Origin of the sequence: Pedobacter sp. UYP30, assembly GCF_040547165.1 — a bacterium.
Taxonomy (GTDB): domain Bacteria; phylum Bacteroidota; class Bacteroidia; order Sphingobacteriales; family Sphingobacteriaceae; genus Pedobacter.
In genome coordinates this window covers 1-16,938 of record NZ_JBEPPD010000023.1, presented here as the reverse complement: position 1 = coordinate 16,938, position 16,938 = coordinate 1, and the positions used below count along the sequence as shown (strand labels likewise).

Genomic DNA, 16,938 nt, shown 5'->3' with positions numbered 1-16,938 from the left:
CTATTTATATAACTGTATTAAGCAATAATACGCCTGCAAGGCCAACTATGCCAACTATCGATTCCATTACTGCCCAAGATTTGAAAGTATCTTTCATACTTAGACCAAAATATTCTTTAAACATCCAAAAACCAGAGTCGTTTACATGAGAGAACATTAGGCTACCTGCACCAACAGCTAAAACCATTAAATTTGGATTGCTATGTGTTTGCACCATAAGTGGCAAAATAATGCCTGCAGTTGTTAAACCGGCAACAGTAGCAGAACCCACACAGAAGCGAATAACTGCCGCAATCAACCAAGCCAAAAATAAGGGTTCAGCATCTATATGTTGTAGATAACCTGCAATTTGATTGCTCACGCCGCTTTCTGTAAGTACCTGTTTTAACGCCCCAGAACCGGCAATGATTAACAATATAGGCGCTATGTCTTTTATTGCATCACCAAATACAATCATAATGTTTTCCATTTTCTTCCCTTGGGAAGTACCAAGCAGCCAAGTTGCAACAATAAGAACAACTAACATCACAACTGATGGACTTCCTAAAAATAAAACCACCGGCAAAATTGCTGAATCTGATTTTAAAACAAACGGTAGAAAGGATGCAAGAGCCAATAAAAGAACTGGAAGCAACGCTGTAAAAAAACTTTTAAATGCACTTGGTAATGCGTCGTCATCCATTTCTTTTGCCCGGAAAGATTCGAGTGGAACAGCCTTTATATTTTTTAATGTTTTAGAAAAAACTGGTCCGCCTAATATTATTGCGGGTATTGCAACCGCAAGACCATAAATTAACGTTAAACCCATATTGGCATTAAACAAAACCACTAAAGCAGCAGGAGAAGGGTGGGGAGGCAAAAAGCCGTGTGTAACAGAAAGCGCAGCAAGCATTGGCACACCAATATAGAGTGCAGGCAATTTGTACCTGTAAACGACCGAGAAAATGAGCGGCACCATCAACACAAAACCAACGCCATAATATAAAGGAATGCCTATTACGAAACCTGTAATGAGCATTGCCCACTGAATGTATTTTTTACCAAAAACATCCATGCTTACCTTGGCAATTTTTTGAGCAGCACCGCTTTCGGCGACCAATTTACCAAGCATGGCGCCCGCCGTAATGATGATGGCCAAAGAGCCAAGTATATCGCCAATTCCCTTTTCTACACTTCCAACAAGTTTAACAGCGGGAATACCCAAAGACAATCCGGCTACGAATGATACGATAAGAAATGCTAAAAAGGCATTGATTTTAAAAACTGAAATCAACACAATTAATAAGGCAATGCAGAGAAAAACGATTGTTATGGTCATTTAATTAATTATAATTTCATCTAAAAGTAGCCAGGCTTTTGTTCCCGAACCGTAAAACCCCTCGGGAATGATTCCTTCGTTTACGGCTCTAATTCTAACATAACGTGCTTTTGTAGGATTAAATTTGAGCAGCACTTTATTTATTCCTTCTTCTGTAAATTTTGTTTGCCGACAAACCTCATGGAAATCTACGTTGTCAGTAGAAATTTCGACCGTTAATAATTTTGGCGGATGCATTTTTTGCCACTGATAATTGAGTACATTAATTCCAAATTCAGAAATTGGCTTTACGGATCCCAAATCTATTGTAGCATCAAAATCACTCCCGCTTAAGCCAAGCCATTCTCCGTTATTGTAAAGATAAGTTCCTTGGATACCATTTACCAACGCCTGTTTATCTAAATTGTAGTTTCCACTACCTTCATTTTTTAAAGTGACCAAATGGCCCGTGGCAAGGCTTTTTATCAATTCTTGCTGAAATACTTTCCCCTGTGGGATACCTTTTTTAAAAACTCTTGCTTTTAGCAGTGTAGTCTTATTTATATAAATGGCACCTTTGTAGATAGAACTGTTAGATTTTGGCTCAGTTCCATCCGTGGTATATCGTATTTCGGCTTTTGGTAAATCTGTATGAAGTGCGAGCGCAGACTTTGAGCTTGTACTTTTTCCCGTAATTTCATAGTAGGATTTTGCGGCATTAACATCTTTAAGAAAACGCATACTCTTATCCAAACGGGATAAAAAATCTGGATAATTTTTGCTTTCCTTTCTTGACCATGCAATTTCCGCAAGCGCGATAATTCTTGGGAAAATCATGTATTCTGCTTTTTTATCAGAATCTAAATATTCTGACCAAACATTTGCCTGCACCCCTTTTATGTAGGCTTGTTCTTCGGTATTTAATATTGCAGGAACAGGCTCGTAATCATACACTTTTTTTAAGTTTGTGTAACCTCCAGCAGCGATCGGCTCATTTGGATTGAGTGATTGATAGTAATCCAAATAAACGAATTTCTCAGGAGTCATAATTACATCGTGCTTCTGTTTCGCCGCAGCAATACCGCCCTCTTCTCCACGCCAGCTCATCACCGTAGCATCTGCAGCAAGTCCGCCTTCTAAAATCTCATCCCAGCCAATGATTTTCTTTCCCTTTGAGTTTACATATTTTTCTATACGTTGTATAAAATAAGACTGCAATTCGTGCTCGTCTTTAAGATGCTCGCTCTTAATTCTGTTCTGGCATTTAGGGCAAACTTCCCACCTCGTTTTAGGAGATTCGTCTCCGCCAATGTGAATGTATTTGGATGGGAACAAGGGGATGACCTCATCCAAAACGTTTTCTAAAAATTCAAAAGTTTGTTCGTTCCCTGCACAAAAAATATCATCAAAAACGCCCCAAAAATTGGCTGTTCCGTATGGCCCACCCGTGCAACCCAAAGCAGGATAGGCAGCCAAAACGCTCCTTGCGTGCCCTGGCATTTCTATTTCTGGAATTACGGTAATGAATCTTTCTGAAGCATATTTAACAATTTCTTTAACCTCTTCTTGCGTGTAAAATCCACCATATTTTTTTCCGTCAAACAGATGTGGATCAGTTCTTTTATGACCGATTATAGTTTCATCACGCCATGCAGATTTAGATTGTAATTCGGGGTATTTCTTTATTTCTATCCTCCACCCCTGATCATCAGTTAAATGCCAGTGAAAAGTGTTAAGCTTATAAAAAGCAAGAATATTTAGCCACTTTTTTAAAGTTTGGACGCTAAAAATATGGCGGGCAACATCTAAATGCATACCCCGGTAAGCAAATCTTGGAGAATCATTAACCACACAATTTTGTATAGTTAAGCCGGTTTTTGTTTTGTTTATTAATTGGGTTAAAGATTGTATTCCGTAAAAAAGACCACTTTCGGTAGTTGCAATTATGTTTATTTTCGATGTCTCTACTGTAAGTTTATATCCCTCGTCAGGAATGCTTGTTGTGGTATCGACAACTAAATTAATGCTGTTTCGCTGATTTTGCGTTTTAGAGGTTTCGAGTTTAAACCCCACAATATCCGTCAGGTATGATTGGAGGAAATCTAGATTAATCATTTTTTGCGCACCACAAAAAATAACAGTCTGTTTGGTCAATTTAAATACGCCGTCTTTTTGAACGAACTCATTAGGCTTTGGAATAATGGTTGAAGCATTATTTTGGCCAAAGCAGTTTATGAAAAAAAGCAGAAAGAAAACACTAAGCAAGCCGGTTTGGCTATTAACCAGTGTGTTTTTGATTGGGACTGTTTTAATCATGCGGAAATTTAAAAAAAACTAAGGTAGCTTTAATTTTAATTTCTCTTGTTATTGCTAGAATATCAATGATGCGGAAACAAGTAGCGGGCTTTAAACTTTTAATACATCCTTCAAAAGTTTAAACTTGTATCGGAATAAAATCCGTTTATATCAAACGTTCGAGATGCGCTTAAGCTAATATCTCGCATAGTTGAATTACAAAATTTGCTTAACATGTGAAGTAATACTGACCATGATTGCTTTAGTGTGGTGTTAACAAAAAGAAAAAATCTCTTGAACTGTGCCTGAACAAGAGATTTCTCCTTTACTATGTACCGTCGGGATGACGAGCGATTATTAATATATTAATGAGCCTCCGCAACTACCGGCGACTTTCTCTGCCAGAAGTAGAATATGGTAAACAATACGATCAGGATTAAAGGAAAAGCAAGAATTTTTAATAAAGTATCCTGACCCGCTGCCAGCTCTAAAGCTCCTCCTGTTAGACCAGCAGCACTGTTAGCCGCTCTTGCAGAATCAATCCAACTGCCAATAAAAGGCTGGAAAATAGCGGTAGAAAACATACCTACTCCACCAACAATAGACATGCCCAAGGCACCACTTGATGGTACGCGCTGCGCTACCGCACCAACCATAACAGGCCAGAAGTAGCATACGCCCGCAGCAAATATTACGGTGGCAACATAAGCAAGAGGCCCCGTAACTACGCTGAACATATAAATACCAATAGCGGCTAAAACAGCTGATGCCAATAGCACCCCTGTCTGACCTAATGCTTTAACAACCGGACCAGCAAAAAAACGTCCAACTGCCATAAGGCCACTTGTAAGTGCCAAGATCAACATAGGGCTGGCTCCACTGTTGCTCATAATCACACTTACCCATTGGTTCGGGCCAAACTCTGTAATCGCCGTAAGGGCCATGCAGATAAATAGAAATATGTATAACGGACTAAGCATAGCCTTAAAATTTCGTCCGAGTGACGTACTTCCATCGGCACTTGGTGTAACGAAAGTTTTTCCATAGAATATTACGGCATAAATAACGGTAGGAACCATTGTAATCCACATTTGAGCTTGCCAGCCAAATCCAAAATCGGTCATAAATTTGGAGATTAAGGCGCCAATAAGAATTCCCCCAGGAAACCACATGTGGAACCTACTCAACATTTTATTCAATTTCGAGCCCGCATAAGTATCTGCAATTAAAGGATTACATGCTGCTTCCGTACATCCGTTACCAAATCCTATAAAAAGTGTAGAAATAAGTAAACCCGTATATCCACCGGCAAAAATTGTCAATAGAATTCCAATAGTATGTGCTACAAATGCAGCCTTCATAATATTTTTAGGGCCAAAAGTATGGTAAACCAATCCGCCAATGATCATAGAAATAGGAAATCCTAAAAAGAACATCAGGTTAATAAATCCAAGTTGTTCCGCTGTCAGATGAAACTGCTCACCAAGCTGGGGTAAAATACCCGCCCTGATAGAGAAGGTAAAGGCAGTGGTGATAACAGCAAAACAACTCCCGTTAAATAATGCACTTTTGTTAATGGTTTGGTTCATAATTTATATTATTTGGTTAGTAAAATCTTCAAAAGACGTGGTCAACGTTTCTCGGTGTAATTTAGGAAAAAAGCGCTTTATAAAAAGCCAAACCTTCTACAGCAAGTTCATCCGAACTATTTGCCAATGGCCGCCATATACTTGCTGCTCTGGCAATCTCTTCAGATACCTCACCAAAAGTTTCGATTACAATTGCTTTGTCATATCCAATTTCGGTTAGGGCTCGCTTAATTCCGACCCAATCTAAATTTCCTGTTCCTGGAGTGCCCCGGTCACTTTCATTTGCCTGAATATGACACAATCGGTCTTTGCCAATTTTCCTTATGGCATCAGGGATACTCTTTTCTTCAATATTGCAATGAAAAGTATCCAATTGTATTTTAATATTGGGACTAGCCACTTCGGTAACTAAAGATATGGCCTGATCTGCAGTATTGATCATGTCAGTTTCAAATCTATTTAGGGGCTCTACGCCAACAAATATTCCATAATCTTCTGCTATCTTGCCAACTTCGACAAGATTTTCGATACACCAGCCTCGCTCTCTCTTTTTCTGTTCCTCGGTGATAAAGCGGGTTTTTCCAACTGCGGAATATACTGGGCCACCAAAAATAGGGCTTCCCATATCGTGGGCTAATTTAATACAATTTGTGATGTATTTCAATCCATTTTTACGAATTAGAGGGTCATCACTAGATATATCGCGTTCAGCGCCAAATGCCCCGCTAATTGTTACCTGCAATCCGCTTTCTCTAACCAGTTCTTTCAGCTTGGGCCAATCTATTAATTCTTCTTTTTCAACGGCGATTTCGATAATGTCGAATCCCATTCCCTTGATCTTTTTAACAAGATCAAAGGAATGGGAAGTAAAAGGTGATTTCCAAAGAAATGTACTTACTCCAAATTGCATGTGGGATAATTAAATATTTTTAAACTAAATTTCAAAATCAGGAATACTGATGCGTTTTCCGCCATTCATTGCAGACTCGTGTGCACAAATACCCGCGCAAGTATAATTTGCTGCCAGCACCGCATCAACAGCCGAGTCTCTTCCTTCGACAATAGCGGCAATGAACTCCTGCACTAAATGCGGATGCGAACCACCATGGCCGGCACCTTGTAAAAATGAAACATGGTTTGGGTCATCTATTTTTTCGCGCTTTGTAAAATTGGCAATCTCTGGAATCAAGCGCTCATCTGTATCAGGTACACTTATTCTGCGTGCATTCTCGCCGCCATCAAATATGATATGATCTTCATCTTGCAACTGTTCCCACTCAAATGACATTTTGGTGCCGTAAACGTCATAGCTTTCGCGATACTGACGAACCACATCGAATAATGAACGGGTAGCTTCGGCTACTACATCCGAGTTCTTTAAGGTAAATGTGGCGGTTTCTACTGCAAATGGAGAACCATATCTGCTGGTTAGGTCATCGCTTAATCTACCTGAACCATGACATACCACCGTTTCTGCTGTAGTATTATTTATTTTTAACAATGGCGAGATGGCATGTGTTCCGTTCAGCATTGGCGGATATCCTTTCCAATATTCTCCCCATCCGTCCATACTCATATCTTGTATATGCGAACCTCTAACAAACTGTATCCGACCAAGTTCACCATTATCGGCCAGCTTTAATCCGTAAAGGAACTCTCTGGTATACAAAGCGGTTTCCATCATCATGTAAACCTTATTTGCACGTCTCTTGGCTTTAACAATTGCGGTGCAGTCCTCAACAGTCATCGCCATTGGAATGGTACAAGCCGTATGTTTGTTCGCATTTAGCGAAGCTAAAGTCATTTTAGCATGTTCTGGAACTGGAGTTACAATGTGGATGGCATCGACGTCGTCGCGCTTTGGAACATCCTCAAAATTTGTAAAACACAGGTTTCTGTCCAGGTTGAACTTAGTGGCAAGCTCATCAATAGTATCTTGATTGCGCGTACAGATACCAACTGCTTCAATATTTGGGTGATTTTGATAAATCGGGATAAACTCTTTGCCAAATCCCATTCCTACAATTACTACGGTAATTTTTTTTTGGTTCATATTTTTTAAATTAAAAATTAACGGTTATTTAAGTGCTTATATTTTTATTTACGGCTTACCCACTTTACTGCATTGCGAAGCAGGATTTGGTAAGCAGGCAAGTCATGCGATGCGGCATCATGGCCTAAAGCAATGCCAACAATACGGGCTTTTGAATTATTGACAACAAATACCGATGGGTATATAACTTCCGAACCTTGTGCGCTGGAACTTGCTAAAACTTTTATACCTGGGCCGCTTGGGTCTGGTTTGTAATAATAGCGTTCATCACTCAGATTAAATTTTTCGGGTACACCTTTGGTAACCGGATGTTTTGTATCTACAACCGTAACGTCAAAGGGGCCATATTTATCATGACTGTTAGAACCGCCGCCCGCCAGCTGCTGGTTATATTCTGGCCAGTCTTTCCAGTTGTACCAAAGTCCGGCATGGGCAATGATTAAGCCTTTACCTTCGGCTACAAATGCAAAAATAGCTTTACGAAGCGCGGGGTCTTCCATCGGCTGGTTATTTGCAAGAATCAATACATCTAAATTTGCCAGTTGTGCAAGTACTTCACTCACATTGCTGGTATACTTTACCGATGCAAAACCATCCTTTTCTAATGTTGCTACATCTACTTCCTTGTACCACTTATCAAAATCGTGCGAAGAACCACCGCCAACAATTAACGTGCGTATAGCCGACTTTTTTTGAGTATTTGCTGAGGATTGAACTCCACAGCCACTTCCCAACAGGGAAAGCAGGATTAGGCTCGTCAGCATAATTTTGCCCGACAGGAACCTGATAAATACTACATTAGATCTCATATTCAAATATTTAGTTTTATAAATTATTTAGTTACTCTTATTATTCCGTTCATTCCTCTCCAGTGCCCAGGGAAGGTACAGAGAAAAGGATAGTCTCCTGCAATATTAGGTACTGTGAATTCAAAAGTCACCACATCACCGGTGTTTAACAGTTTAGTTGCATGCAGTATCTCGGGCATATCAGGTACATACTGTTTCTGGGCTGCCTTAGGGTCACGCAGCATATCATCTGCCGCTTTGCCTACTTTTTGTAAAGTTCCTGGCTTTATAATGAGCATATTGTGCTGCATACCATCAGGATTCGATATCTCAAATACCAGCCTTTGACCTGTCTTAACAGCAATAAGCTTTTTGTCAAACTGCATTAGGTCTTTCACAACTTTTATTTTGATCACTTCAGCATCGGCTGATTTTTTAGGTGTTACCGCAGCCACTTTTTCGGGTTTATCTGCCTTGCCTGCGTTATCGACATCCTGTTTTACCATGGCCAACATCTGTTCGCTGAAACTGGCAGTGCTCAATTTATCATTTTTATCATTGGCCAGCTTTAGGAATTCAACTTTATTGTTTATAGCAGTTATCAGCCAAGCTTGGGCAAGCCACTTATCTTTTCCATTTTCTTCCTTCATGGAGGCATCATAAACAATACTGGCAATACCCGCAGAAGGGGGCAATTCAGCAAGTACTAATACCGCAGCCATTCTCGTGTTTAGGTTGTTATCGTTAAGAATACCGCTTTCCTGAATCAGGTGGACGGTATGTTCATTTTTCGGCAACACTTCTACGGCCGCCTTTCTTACACCCGCTGCCGGATGAGAAAGTGCCGATGTAACGGCGTTCATTGCTGCTACGTTACTGCCATCCAAAACGCCCATTCCGTGTAATGTCCACAATGCATTTACAGCTGGTCCGTTCAAGCCTATTTTATCTACATACTTATCGTTGATTAATTTTAATAGACCTGGAATAGCGGTAGGGTCTTTTTTCTCTACCAGCAGTCGCTGCGCGGTCAAACGCCAAAACATATTGTCGCTGCTAATCGCTTCTACAAGTCCCGAAACATCATCCTTAGCTAAAGATAACGGCTTATATGGTTTCGCTTTTTTGTAGACAACACGGTATATTCTACCACGATCAAGGTCCCTTAATTTGGTTTCGAGCGCACTGCCCTGTCCACGCTTTTGGTCGGCAAATGTAAGAGGCAAAATATATTCTGTAAGTGCCTGTCCTGGCACGAAAGTATTGTGCTGGATAACAAAATTATACCAGTCGGCAACCCAAACCGCCCCGTCAGGACCAACTTGTGCCTGCACCGGCCCAACCCATTCATCTGAGCTGGCCATCAAATTCCAACCATCTTTCTCCTTAAAACCTGCACCATCTTTTTCAATAATCGCTTGGTGTATTAACTTTACGGTGGGTTCATTAACAAATGCCACCCTATTCCAGTATTCTTCCGGAAAGTTTCTGGCAGTATATAGATGATGTCCTGCTGCTGAAGTAAAGCCGCCTACCACATCTACCTGTCTCAGGTTGGGCGTCATTGTGTGTACATCATAATGACCGTCAATTTTCTGAACCGACTGGAGATTTGACCCAGGAAATGTTTTTTTTGTATAAGACGCCGGCATCGAATAAAACGCACTATGCGTATTATTTGCTGTAGATATAAAAACGTTATTATCTTCAGAGAAACCAAGTCCCCAAGTATTGTTACTGGTCGTGGCGAGGTATTCAAAATCCTTACCATCAGGTTGGAAACGGTACACGCCCTGACCAAATTTTATATCTTTCCCGTTCATTTTACCTTTGAAACCAGAGAAGCCAACAACACCCCAGATCTTATTGTCAAACCCATATTGCAGATTTGAGGGGCCGGCGTGGGTATCATTTTTGCCCCATCCTGTGGAGAGTATTTGGTGAATATCCGCCTTATCATCACCATCGGTATCTTTTAAAAACACCATGTTTGGCGCTTGGGAAACAATTATCCCACCATTAGAAAACACAATACTTGTAGGAATATTTAAGCTATCTGCAAAAATGGTAAATTTATCCGCCTTACCATCGCCATCTGTGTCTTCACAAATTTTGATCCTATCATTCGCTGCGCCATCAGTTTCTACAAAGGTGTTTGGATAATCTACGGATTCCACTATCCACAATCGTCCCCTTTCGTCCCATGCCATTGCAATAGGGTTGGTAATATCTGGTTCTGCGGCAAAGAGCTTAACCTCAAAATCTGCAGGGACTTGAATCAATTTCATTGATTCCTCAGGGCTTAATCCTTCTTGTATTTTAGGTACCAAATGTCGGGCATTAAAATTGGCTATACTGTCTGGATAAATGCTCACATTCGGAATTTTTAAATTGGCAATCTTAGTTTTGACCTCATCGCCGATAGCCCATAACACGCCATTACTAACCATCTTTAGGAAATTATGGTTTTTCCAAGTGGCATCGTCATGACCGTAGGCGGTGTAAAACACGCGGCCTTTCCCCTCATTGCGAACCCAAGTATAAGGCTCTTTTTTTCCATCTTCCTCACGCTCCATTAATACCTCAATATCCGGGTTTAGCTTTTTGTGCACATAAGTTTCGTCGGTAGTTGTAAATTCAGCAACCCCTTTCATCACCGGGTGGGAGGGCTTTAGGGTATGGCTGGTAAATGATCCGTTGCCATGCGAGGCAAACTGACCACCAATTGCTTTAATATACCATTCAGAGTTATGGAAACAACCCGATGCAGAATGCAAAGGAATTAGACCTTTTCCGTTTTCTACAAAATTCTTCAACGCTGCCTCTTGCGATGGAGCTATAGAATCATGGTTCGCGTAGATGATCAATCCATCATACTTGGCCAGATTCTCTTCGTTCAAATCGTTAAGGTCAGTAGTGTATGTCAGGTTAATCCCACTTTTAAAAAGTTCAATGGCGAGCCATGGGGCATACTTTCCAGAATCATGGTGACGGCCTTCGTTACCAAGAAAAAGTACTTCCGCTCTGCGGGCACTTTCTGTTGGTTTATCTGTTGTTCCCGAGGTATCTGTTAGTTTTCTTTTATTGGCGCAGCTCAAGAAAAATAAACCGCTGATAAACAATAAGATCAATATTTTTTTCATCTGGTTAGGATTTAATTACTAATGTAGTTTTGGTCAAACTATAATTGACTATTACAAACTTAATTTTTATTGAGTGATAATACCTGCAATATGTTGCCTGATAATGACTATATTGTATCATCTATACTGTAGATTCTATTATTTTAATGTAACGATTGTGATATGACACATGTAATACCCAAATCTCCTATATCAAAAACTAAGGTTTATGTGGTAAAGGAAATAAACGCACCACATTTTGATCCAACCTTTCATTCCCATCCAGAATTTCAGCTGAATTGTGTGTTGCAAGGCGAAGGAAACCGCTTTATAGGAAACAACCTTACCTCCTTTAAAGCTGGTGATATGGTGCTTATCGGCCCTCATTTACCGCATGTATGGAGAAATGACAATGAATATTTTGATAAAGAAAGTCGGCTGTCGACAACTGTGATTGTAATCTACTTTCACAACCACTTTTTTGGTGATGCATTACACCTAAAAGACGAAATGAACCAGCTGGACAGCCTGCTTAAAAAATCAGAACGTGGACTGGAAATATATGGTCATACCAAAAAAACGGTAAGCCGGATGATGCGTAAAATGCTAGGACTGGATGGCATGGACGGTGTGATCCAACTGATTAAAATTTTAAATGTATTAACCAAATCTAGCGAATATCACTTTGTTACCCATAACTATCAGATTTCATCCAATACAGAAGCCGAAACCACAAGAATGAACAAAGTATATGAATACGTGATGAGACATTATAAAGATACCATTAGTGCTGTTGAGGTGGCCTCGCTGGTAAATATGACGCGAACATCTTTCAGCAGGTATTTTAAATCGAGGGTAAATAAATCGTTCTCAGATTTTGTAAAAGAAATCAGAATTGAATCTGCCTGCAAGCTATTGAAAGAAGGAAATATGAATATTGATCAAATTGGTTACGAATGCGGCTTCCAAACGCTGTCTAATTTTAATAAACAGTTTAAGACGGTAATGGGTAAGCAACCGAATCAATACAGGAATGAGTTTTTAAAAGTAACGACTGATTCCTACCGGTATTAGCACGTAGTTTTATCAGCTTTAAACGACTAAATAACGCTGAGTGAAACGAATCTCATGTTTTTTGGGGTCTGTCTTTATACGGTTCGTCCTTCCTGAGCGCTCAAGTATATCTCTTTGATTGTTCGATAATGGCTGACGGGGCGGCAATTTCTGGCTGTGCAGGGGTTCAGTTAAGTTTTTTTTTCTGAAGTAAAAAACTTAACCCTCATTGCATTCGGCCCTTACCATCCAGGCCGCAAAACCATGATGCTTAATCGTTTCGCCAAACTTATTTCTTTGTTTGCCAAACTCAAAAAAATAAGGAACTTCTGTAATAAATTTCATTATTTAAAACGCGAAATTTATATTGCAGCAAATTAACCAAGCTCTAATGAAAACCATTTTTCTATTCTTTTTCCTCTCGTTATGCGTCTTTAATTCGTTTGCGCAAGATTTTTCTTTTGGTCAGATCACTTCCGATGATTTTAATTTCGATAGGAATAAGTTAGACAGCAATGCAAATGCAGTTGTTTTAAAAGAATTTGGAACTTCTCGTATAAATATTAATGATGATACAGGGCAGTCAGAATTGGTTTTTATTTATCACGTAAAAATTAAAATCTATAATAAAGAAGGTTACGGCCAGGCCAATATTCTTATCCCAACCTATAAAAATGGTTCTAGAGAAGAAACGGTTTCAGAAATTCGTGCGGCTACTTTTAATAGTGTAAACGGAAAATTTGTAGAAACCGCTATGGATAAAAAGGCAATTTTTTCCGAAAACAAATCAAAATATGTTACCCTTACAAAGTTTACATTGCCCAACATACAAGATGGTTCTGTTATAGAATACAGCTTCAGCTTAGAATCTCCAAGAATATTTAATTTTAGAACCTGGGAATTTCAAACAGACATTCCGAAAGTATATAGTGAGTATTTGGTTTTTATTCCAGCCATTTACAATTACAATGTTTCGCTTCGCGGATATTATAAGTTAAGCGACACAAAAACGGAGGTTTCAAAAGAATGCTTGCGGATAAACGGTGTACCTATAGATTGTTCTAAAATTACCTACATAATGAAAAACATTCCGGCATTTATTGAAGAAGAATATATGACGGCGCCGAGTAATTTCAAATCGGCCATTTACTTCGAGTTAACCGATTGGCAAATGCCCGACGGGAGAAGACAGAGCTACACCAAAACTTGGAAAGATGTAGATTATGAGCTGAAAACCGAAAAAACATTGGGCAAACAGATGAAGCGAGATGAATTGTTTAAAGACCTAATGCCATCCATACTAAAAAATACCGATGATGATTTAAGCAAAGCTAAAGCCATTTACGAATACATTAAAAAGCAAGTAAAATGGAATAGGTATTATGGAATATACAGCGAAGATAACATTAAAAAAGCCCTGAGTTTACATTCTGGAGATGTTGCAGATGTTAATTTGAGTTTAATTGCAGCTTTGTCTGCAGCAAATTTAGATGCAGAAGCCGTAATTCTTTCTACCCGCGAAAACGGTAAGCCAAACAATTTATATCCGGTAATTTCTGATTTTAATTACCTTATAGCGAAAGTTAACATTGGCGATAAAAGTTACTTAATTGACGCCACAGAACCTTTGCTGCCTTTTGGTCTCTTGCCTTTACGCTGTTTAAATGATAAGGGGCGCGTTATAAACCTTAAAAAGCCCTCTTACTGGATAGACTTAACCACTAAGCAAAAATCGACGGTAACTTATTCAATGGATGCGAAATTGGGTGCCGATGGAAAAATTACCGGTAACATTGTAACAAATAGTACCGGCTATGAAGCCTTTAGCACGCGTACCGAAATTAAGAAGTACAGTTCGCCAGATGAATATGTAGAAAAATTAGATGAGCGCTTGCCAAATTTAAAAATCTTAAAGCACGAAATTAGAAACATAGATAGCGTAGAGAATATTTTAACTGAGATTTATCAAATAGAAATGTCTCCGATGGCAAACAGCGGAAACGGCGAATTAAATTTCAATCCGTTTTTTATAAATCCAATTAGAAAAAATCCATTTAACTTAACAGAGAGAACTTACCCTGTAGATCTTGGTTTTCCATCTTACCAGCGTATAAACCTAAACATTACGCTACCTGGCGATTTTGAGTTAGCCGAAAAACCTAAAGACATGGCTATAGGCCTGCCTAACAGCGGAGGCAAGTATCTGTTGCAAACACAAATGATAAACAATATGTTATCGGTAAGCCAAATATTAGAGTTTAGCGATGCCATTTATGAAGCAGATCAATATCCATACTTAAAAGAATTTTACAGTAGGATTATTCAGAACCAAAAGGCCGATGTTCAATTAAAAAAAATCAACTAAATGAAAGCCAAACTTACCGTACTTTGTTTGCTTCTATTCGCTGCACGCGGATTTGCCCAAGAGAATTATAGTGTAGATTTAATTCCTTCCAATCTAAAAAATCGCGCTAACGCAGTTATTAGAAATGAGGAAACCGTGGTTGATATGCGTTCGCCCGATAATGTGACGTTGAACGTAACAAAAGCCATTACCATTTTAAACGAAAATGGAGATGAAAACGCCAAGCTGGTGTTGTTTTATGATAAAAATACTTCTATAAAAAACATAAAAGGCGAGGTTTACAATGAATCGGGAATAGCAATAACGAAGTTCAATCAAAAGAATTTTAGCGATGTAAGCGCTGCCGATGGCTTTTCTTTGTTTGTTGATAGTCGCGTAAAGCATTTTAAACCCACAGGATCGGCGTATCCTTACACGGTTGTTTACAATTATGAGATAAGATACAAGCAAAATTTAATTATCCCCGATTGGACACCCCAAACTGCAAATGATATTTCTGTAGAAAAAAGCAGTTACACTTTTATCTGCAAACCAACTGACGAACTTAGAATTAAGCCCCAAAATTTTACAGGCAAGCCAGAGGAATCTACCGACGAAAAGCAAAAAATGCTGACTTGGAAACTTAGCAATGTACATGCCATTAAGCCAGAGCCATTTAGTCCAGATAGAGACACTTACCAAACCAATGTAAAAATTTCTGCCAAAGATTTTACGTACTACAAGCACGATGGCAGTTACACCAATTGGCTAGGTTTAGGAAAATGGATATACAACGATTTGCTTAAAACGCGTAGAATATTGCCGCCAGAAACTGTAGCAATGATTAAAGCGTTGGTTAAAAACGAAAAGACAGATAAAGATAAGGCAAGAAAAGTTTACGAGTACATGCAGAATAAAACCCGATACATCAGCGTACAAATAGGTATTGGCGGCTTTCAGCCGGTTGCCGCTGCCGAGGTCGACCGTTTAGGTTACGGCGATTGTAAGGCCTTGGTTAACTACACGCAAAGTCTTTTAGAAGCCGCCGGTATAGAATCTCTTTATTGCGTGGTAGAGGCCGGAAATCAAAAGGTAAGTTTAGATCCCTCTTACGCAAGCATGAACCAAGGCAATCACATCATTCTTTGCATGCCGCTTAAAGGCGATACGACTTGGCTGGAATGTACGAGTCAGAAAATTCCATTCGGGTTTTTAAGTACGTTTACAGATGATAGGCTGGTACTTGCCTGTACACCAGAAGGCGGAAAGTTGTTAAGGACGCCCAAATTAAGTGTCCAAAACAACCTTCAAATCCGCAACAGCGAATTAAAGATAACAGCTACTGGAAATGCAAAAGGCACTATTAAAACCTTATTTTTCGGTTCGCAGTTCGACAATCATGAAGAAATGTTAGACAAACCCATTAACGAGCAGCAAAAACTTTTAGCCAGCGTGTACGACATCGACAATATAAATTTCGATGCTGTAAATTACGTGGTAAAAAAAACCATTAAACCAGAGCTTACAGAAAATATTGCAGTAGACATTAGAAATTATGCCGCTGTAAACAATGGCCGAATGTTTATAAAACTGAATGCATTTAATGTAAAAAGTGGCATTGCAGAGGTAATGGAAAGAAAACTGCCAGTATACATTAATCGTGGTTATACCGACGAAGATACCATTACCTATAAACTGCCAGATGAGGTGGTAACGACCAACATCTTCCCAATCGACAAGAAATTTAAAAATGAATTTGGGAGTTATACCGCAAAGACAACCTTAACAGATAACAAGTTAACCTACTATAGAAAATTCGTTTTAAACGATGGAACTTTTCCGCCAGAAAGTTATGCAGATTTTTATAAATTTATTACCGATGTAAATGCTGCCGACGGGTTAAAAATCATTCTTAATTTGAAGAAATAGGTATATCAGCGCGTCATCACCCTGAACTCGTTTCAGGGTTTGCGTCTCTTGTATCTTTCTTCTTTGTTCCTTGCTCTTTGCTCCTTTTTTTTTTGGGCGGCAATTTCTGGCTGTACAGGGGTTCCGTTAAGTTTTTTTTTCTGAAAGAAAAAACTTAACCCTCATTGCATTCGGCCCTTACCATCCAGGCCGCGTGCCACCTCGAAATAGCCACCACCAAGTAACCCAAAACCGTTTTAATCTGTAAAACCTTTCTCAAACTGAACAACAAAACACTTCGCCAACTAAATTTATGAAAATCTTGTTGGTTAAACTGTTAAACAACTCATCAATTAACCGACGGCATAGTTTTGCTACACATTTGTTAGAACAAGGAACCGATTTGAGATATATACAAGAAATTTTGGGACATAAGAGCAGCAAGACCACCGAAATATATACACATGTAAGCACCAAAAGTTTACAAAA

12 protein-coding genes are annotated in these 16,938 nt (G+C 39.2%); 4 read left to right on the top strand and 8 right to left on the bottom strand.

Features of this window, described 5'->3' with window-relative positions; translation table 11 throughout:
• Positions 1 to 4 precede the first annotated feature (4 nt).
• The 7 genes from ABIB40_RS18135 to ABIB40_RS18105 all read right to left on the bottom strand — a co-directional run bounded on the left by ABIB40_RS18135 (position 5) and on the right by ABIB40_RS18105 (position 11,165).
• Positions 5 to 1,318 (bottom strand): gluconate:H+ symporter, encoded by a 1,314-nt coding sequence (locus ABIB40_RS18135; protein ID WP_354360873.1) that lies wholly within the window; start codon positions 1,316 to 1,318, stop codon positions 5 to 7.
• Positions 1,319 to 3,613, bottom strand: a complete 2,295-nt coding sequence (locus ABIB40_RS18130; protein ID WP_354360871.1) for a glycoside hydrolase family 20 protein — start codon at positions 3,611 to 3,613, stop codon at positions 1,319 to 1,321.
• A gap of 344 nt (positions 3,614 to 3,957) precedes the next feature.
• Positions 3,958 to 5,181: an MFS transporter gene (locus ABIB40_RS18125; RefSeq protein WP_354360869.1), complete on the bottom strand. Its 1,224-nt coding sequence runs from the start codon at positions 5,179 to 5,181 to the stop codon at positions 3,958 to 3,960.
• 61 nt (positions 5,182 to 5,242) lie between these two features.
• Positions 5,243 to 6,091 carry a sugar phosphate isomerase/epimerase family protein gene (locus ABIB40_RS18120; protein WP_354360867.1) on the bottom strand — a complete coding sequence of 283 codons (849 nt, stop codon included), beginning with the start codon at positions 6,089 to 6,091 and terminating at the stop codon, positions 5,243 to 5,245.
• Positions 6,092 to 6,115: 24 nt separating this feature from the next.
• Positions 6,116 to 7,234 (bottom strand): Gfo/Idh/MocA family protein, encoded by a 1,119-nt coding sequence (locus tag ABIB40_RS18115; RefSeq protein ID WP_354360865.1) that lies wholly within the window; start codon positions 7,232 to 7,234, stop codon positions 6,116 to 6,118.
• Positions 7,235 to 7,278: 44 nt separating this feature from the next.
• Positions 7,279 to 8,043 (bottom strand): ThuA domain-containing protein, encoded by a 765-nt coding sequence (locus ABIB40_RS18110; RefSeq protein WP_354360863.1) that lies wholly within the window; start codon positions 8,041 to 8,043, stop codon positions 7,279 to 7,281.
• 23 nt (positions 8,044 to 8,066) lie between these two features.
• Positions 8,067 to 11,165 carry a PVC-type heme-binding CxxCH protein gene (locus ABIB40_RS18105; RefSeq protein ID WP_354360861.1) on the bottom strand — a complete coding sequence of 1,033 codons (3,099 nt, stop codon included), beginning with the start codon at positions 11,163 to 11,165 and terminating at the stop codon, positions 8,067 to 8,069.
• A 162-nt stretch (positions 11,166 to 11,327) separates the two neighbouring features.
• Here ABIB40_RS18105 and ABIB40_RS18100 point away from each other — a divergent pair, with 162 nt between their 5' ends.
• A complete protein-coding gene (locus tag ABIB40_RS18100) occupies positions 11,328 to 12,218 on the top strand; it encodes an AraC family transcriptional regulator (RefSeq protein WP_354360859.1) in 891 nt (296 codons plus the stop codon).
• A 198-nt stretch (positions 12,219 to 12,416) separates the two neighbouring features.
• Here the strand turns inward: ABIB40_RS18100 and ABIB40_RS18095 are convergent, their stop codons facing one another.
• The gene (locus ABIB40_RS18095) at positions 12,417 to 12,542 is read right to left on the bottom strand and encodes a hypothetical protein (RefSeq protein WP_354360857.1); all 126 of its coding nucleotides are present in this window, start codon (positions 12,540 to 12,542) and stop codon (positions 12,417 to 12,419) included.
• A 46-nt stretch (positions 12,543 to 12,588) separates the two neighbouring features.
• On the opposite strand from ABIB40_RS18095, the gene ABIB40_RS18090 reads away from it, so the two are divergent.
• From ABIB40_RS18090 to ABIB40_RS18080, 3 genes are all read left to right on the top strand, one after another.
• Entirely contained in the window at positions 12,589 to 14,562 is a 1,974-nt protein-coding gene (locus ABIB40_RS18090) for a DUF3858 domain-containing protein (RefSeq protein ID WP_354360855.1), read from the top strand.
• Positions 14,563 to 16,470, top strand: a complete 1,908-nt coding sequence (locus tag ABIB40_RS18085) for a DUF3857 domain-containing protein (RefSeq protein ID WP_354360853.1) — start codon at positions 14,563 to 14,565, stop codon at positions 16,468 to 16,470.
• A gap of 292 nt (positions 16,471 to 16,762) precedes the next feature.
• On the top strand, positions 16,763 to 16,938 hold a 176-nt coding region (locus ABIB40_RS18080), incomplete at its 3' end, for a tyrosine-type recombinase/integrase (RefSeq protein WP_502931069.1).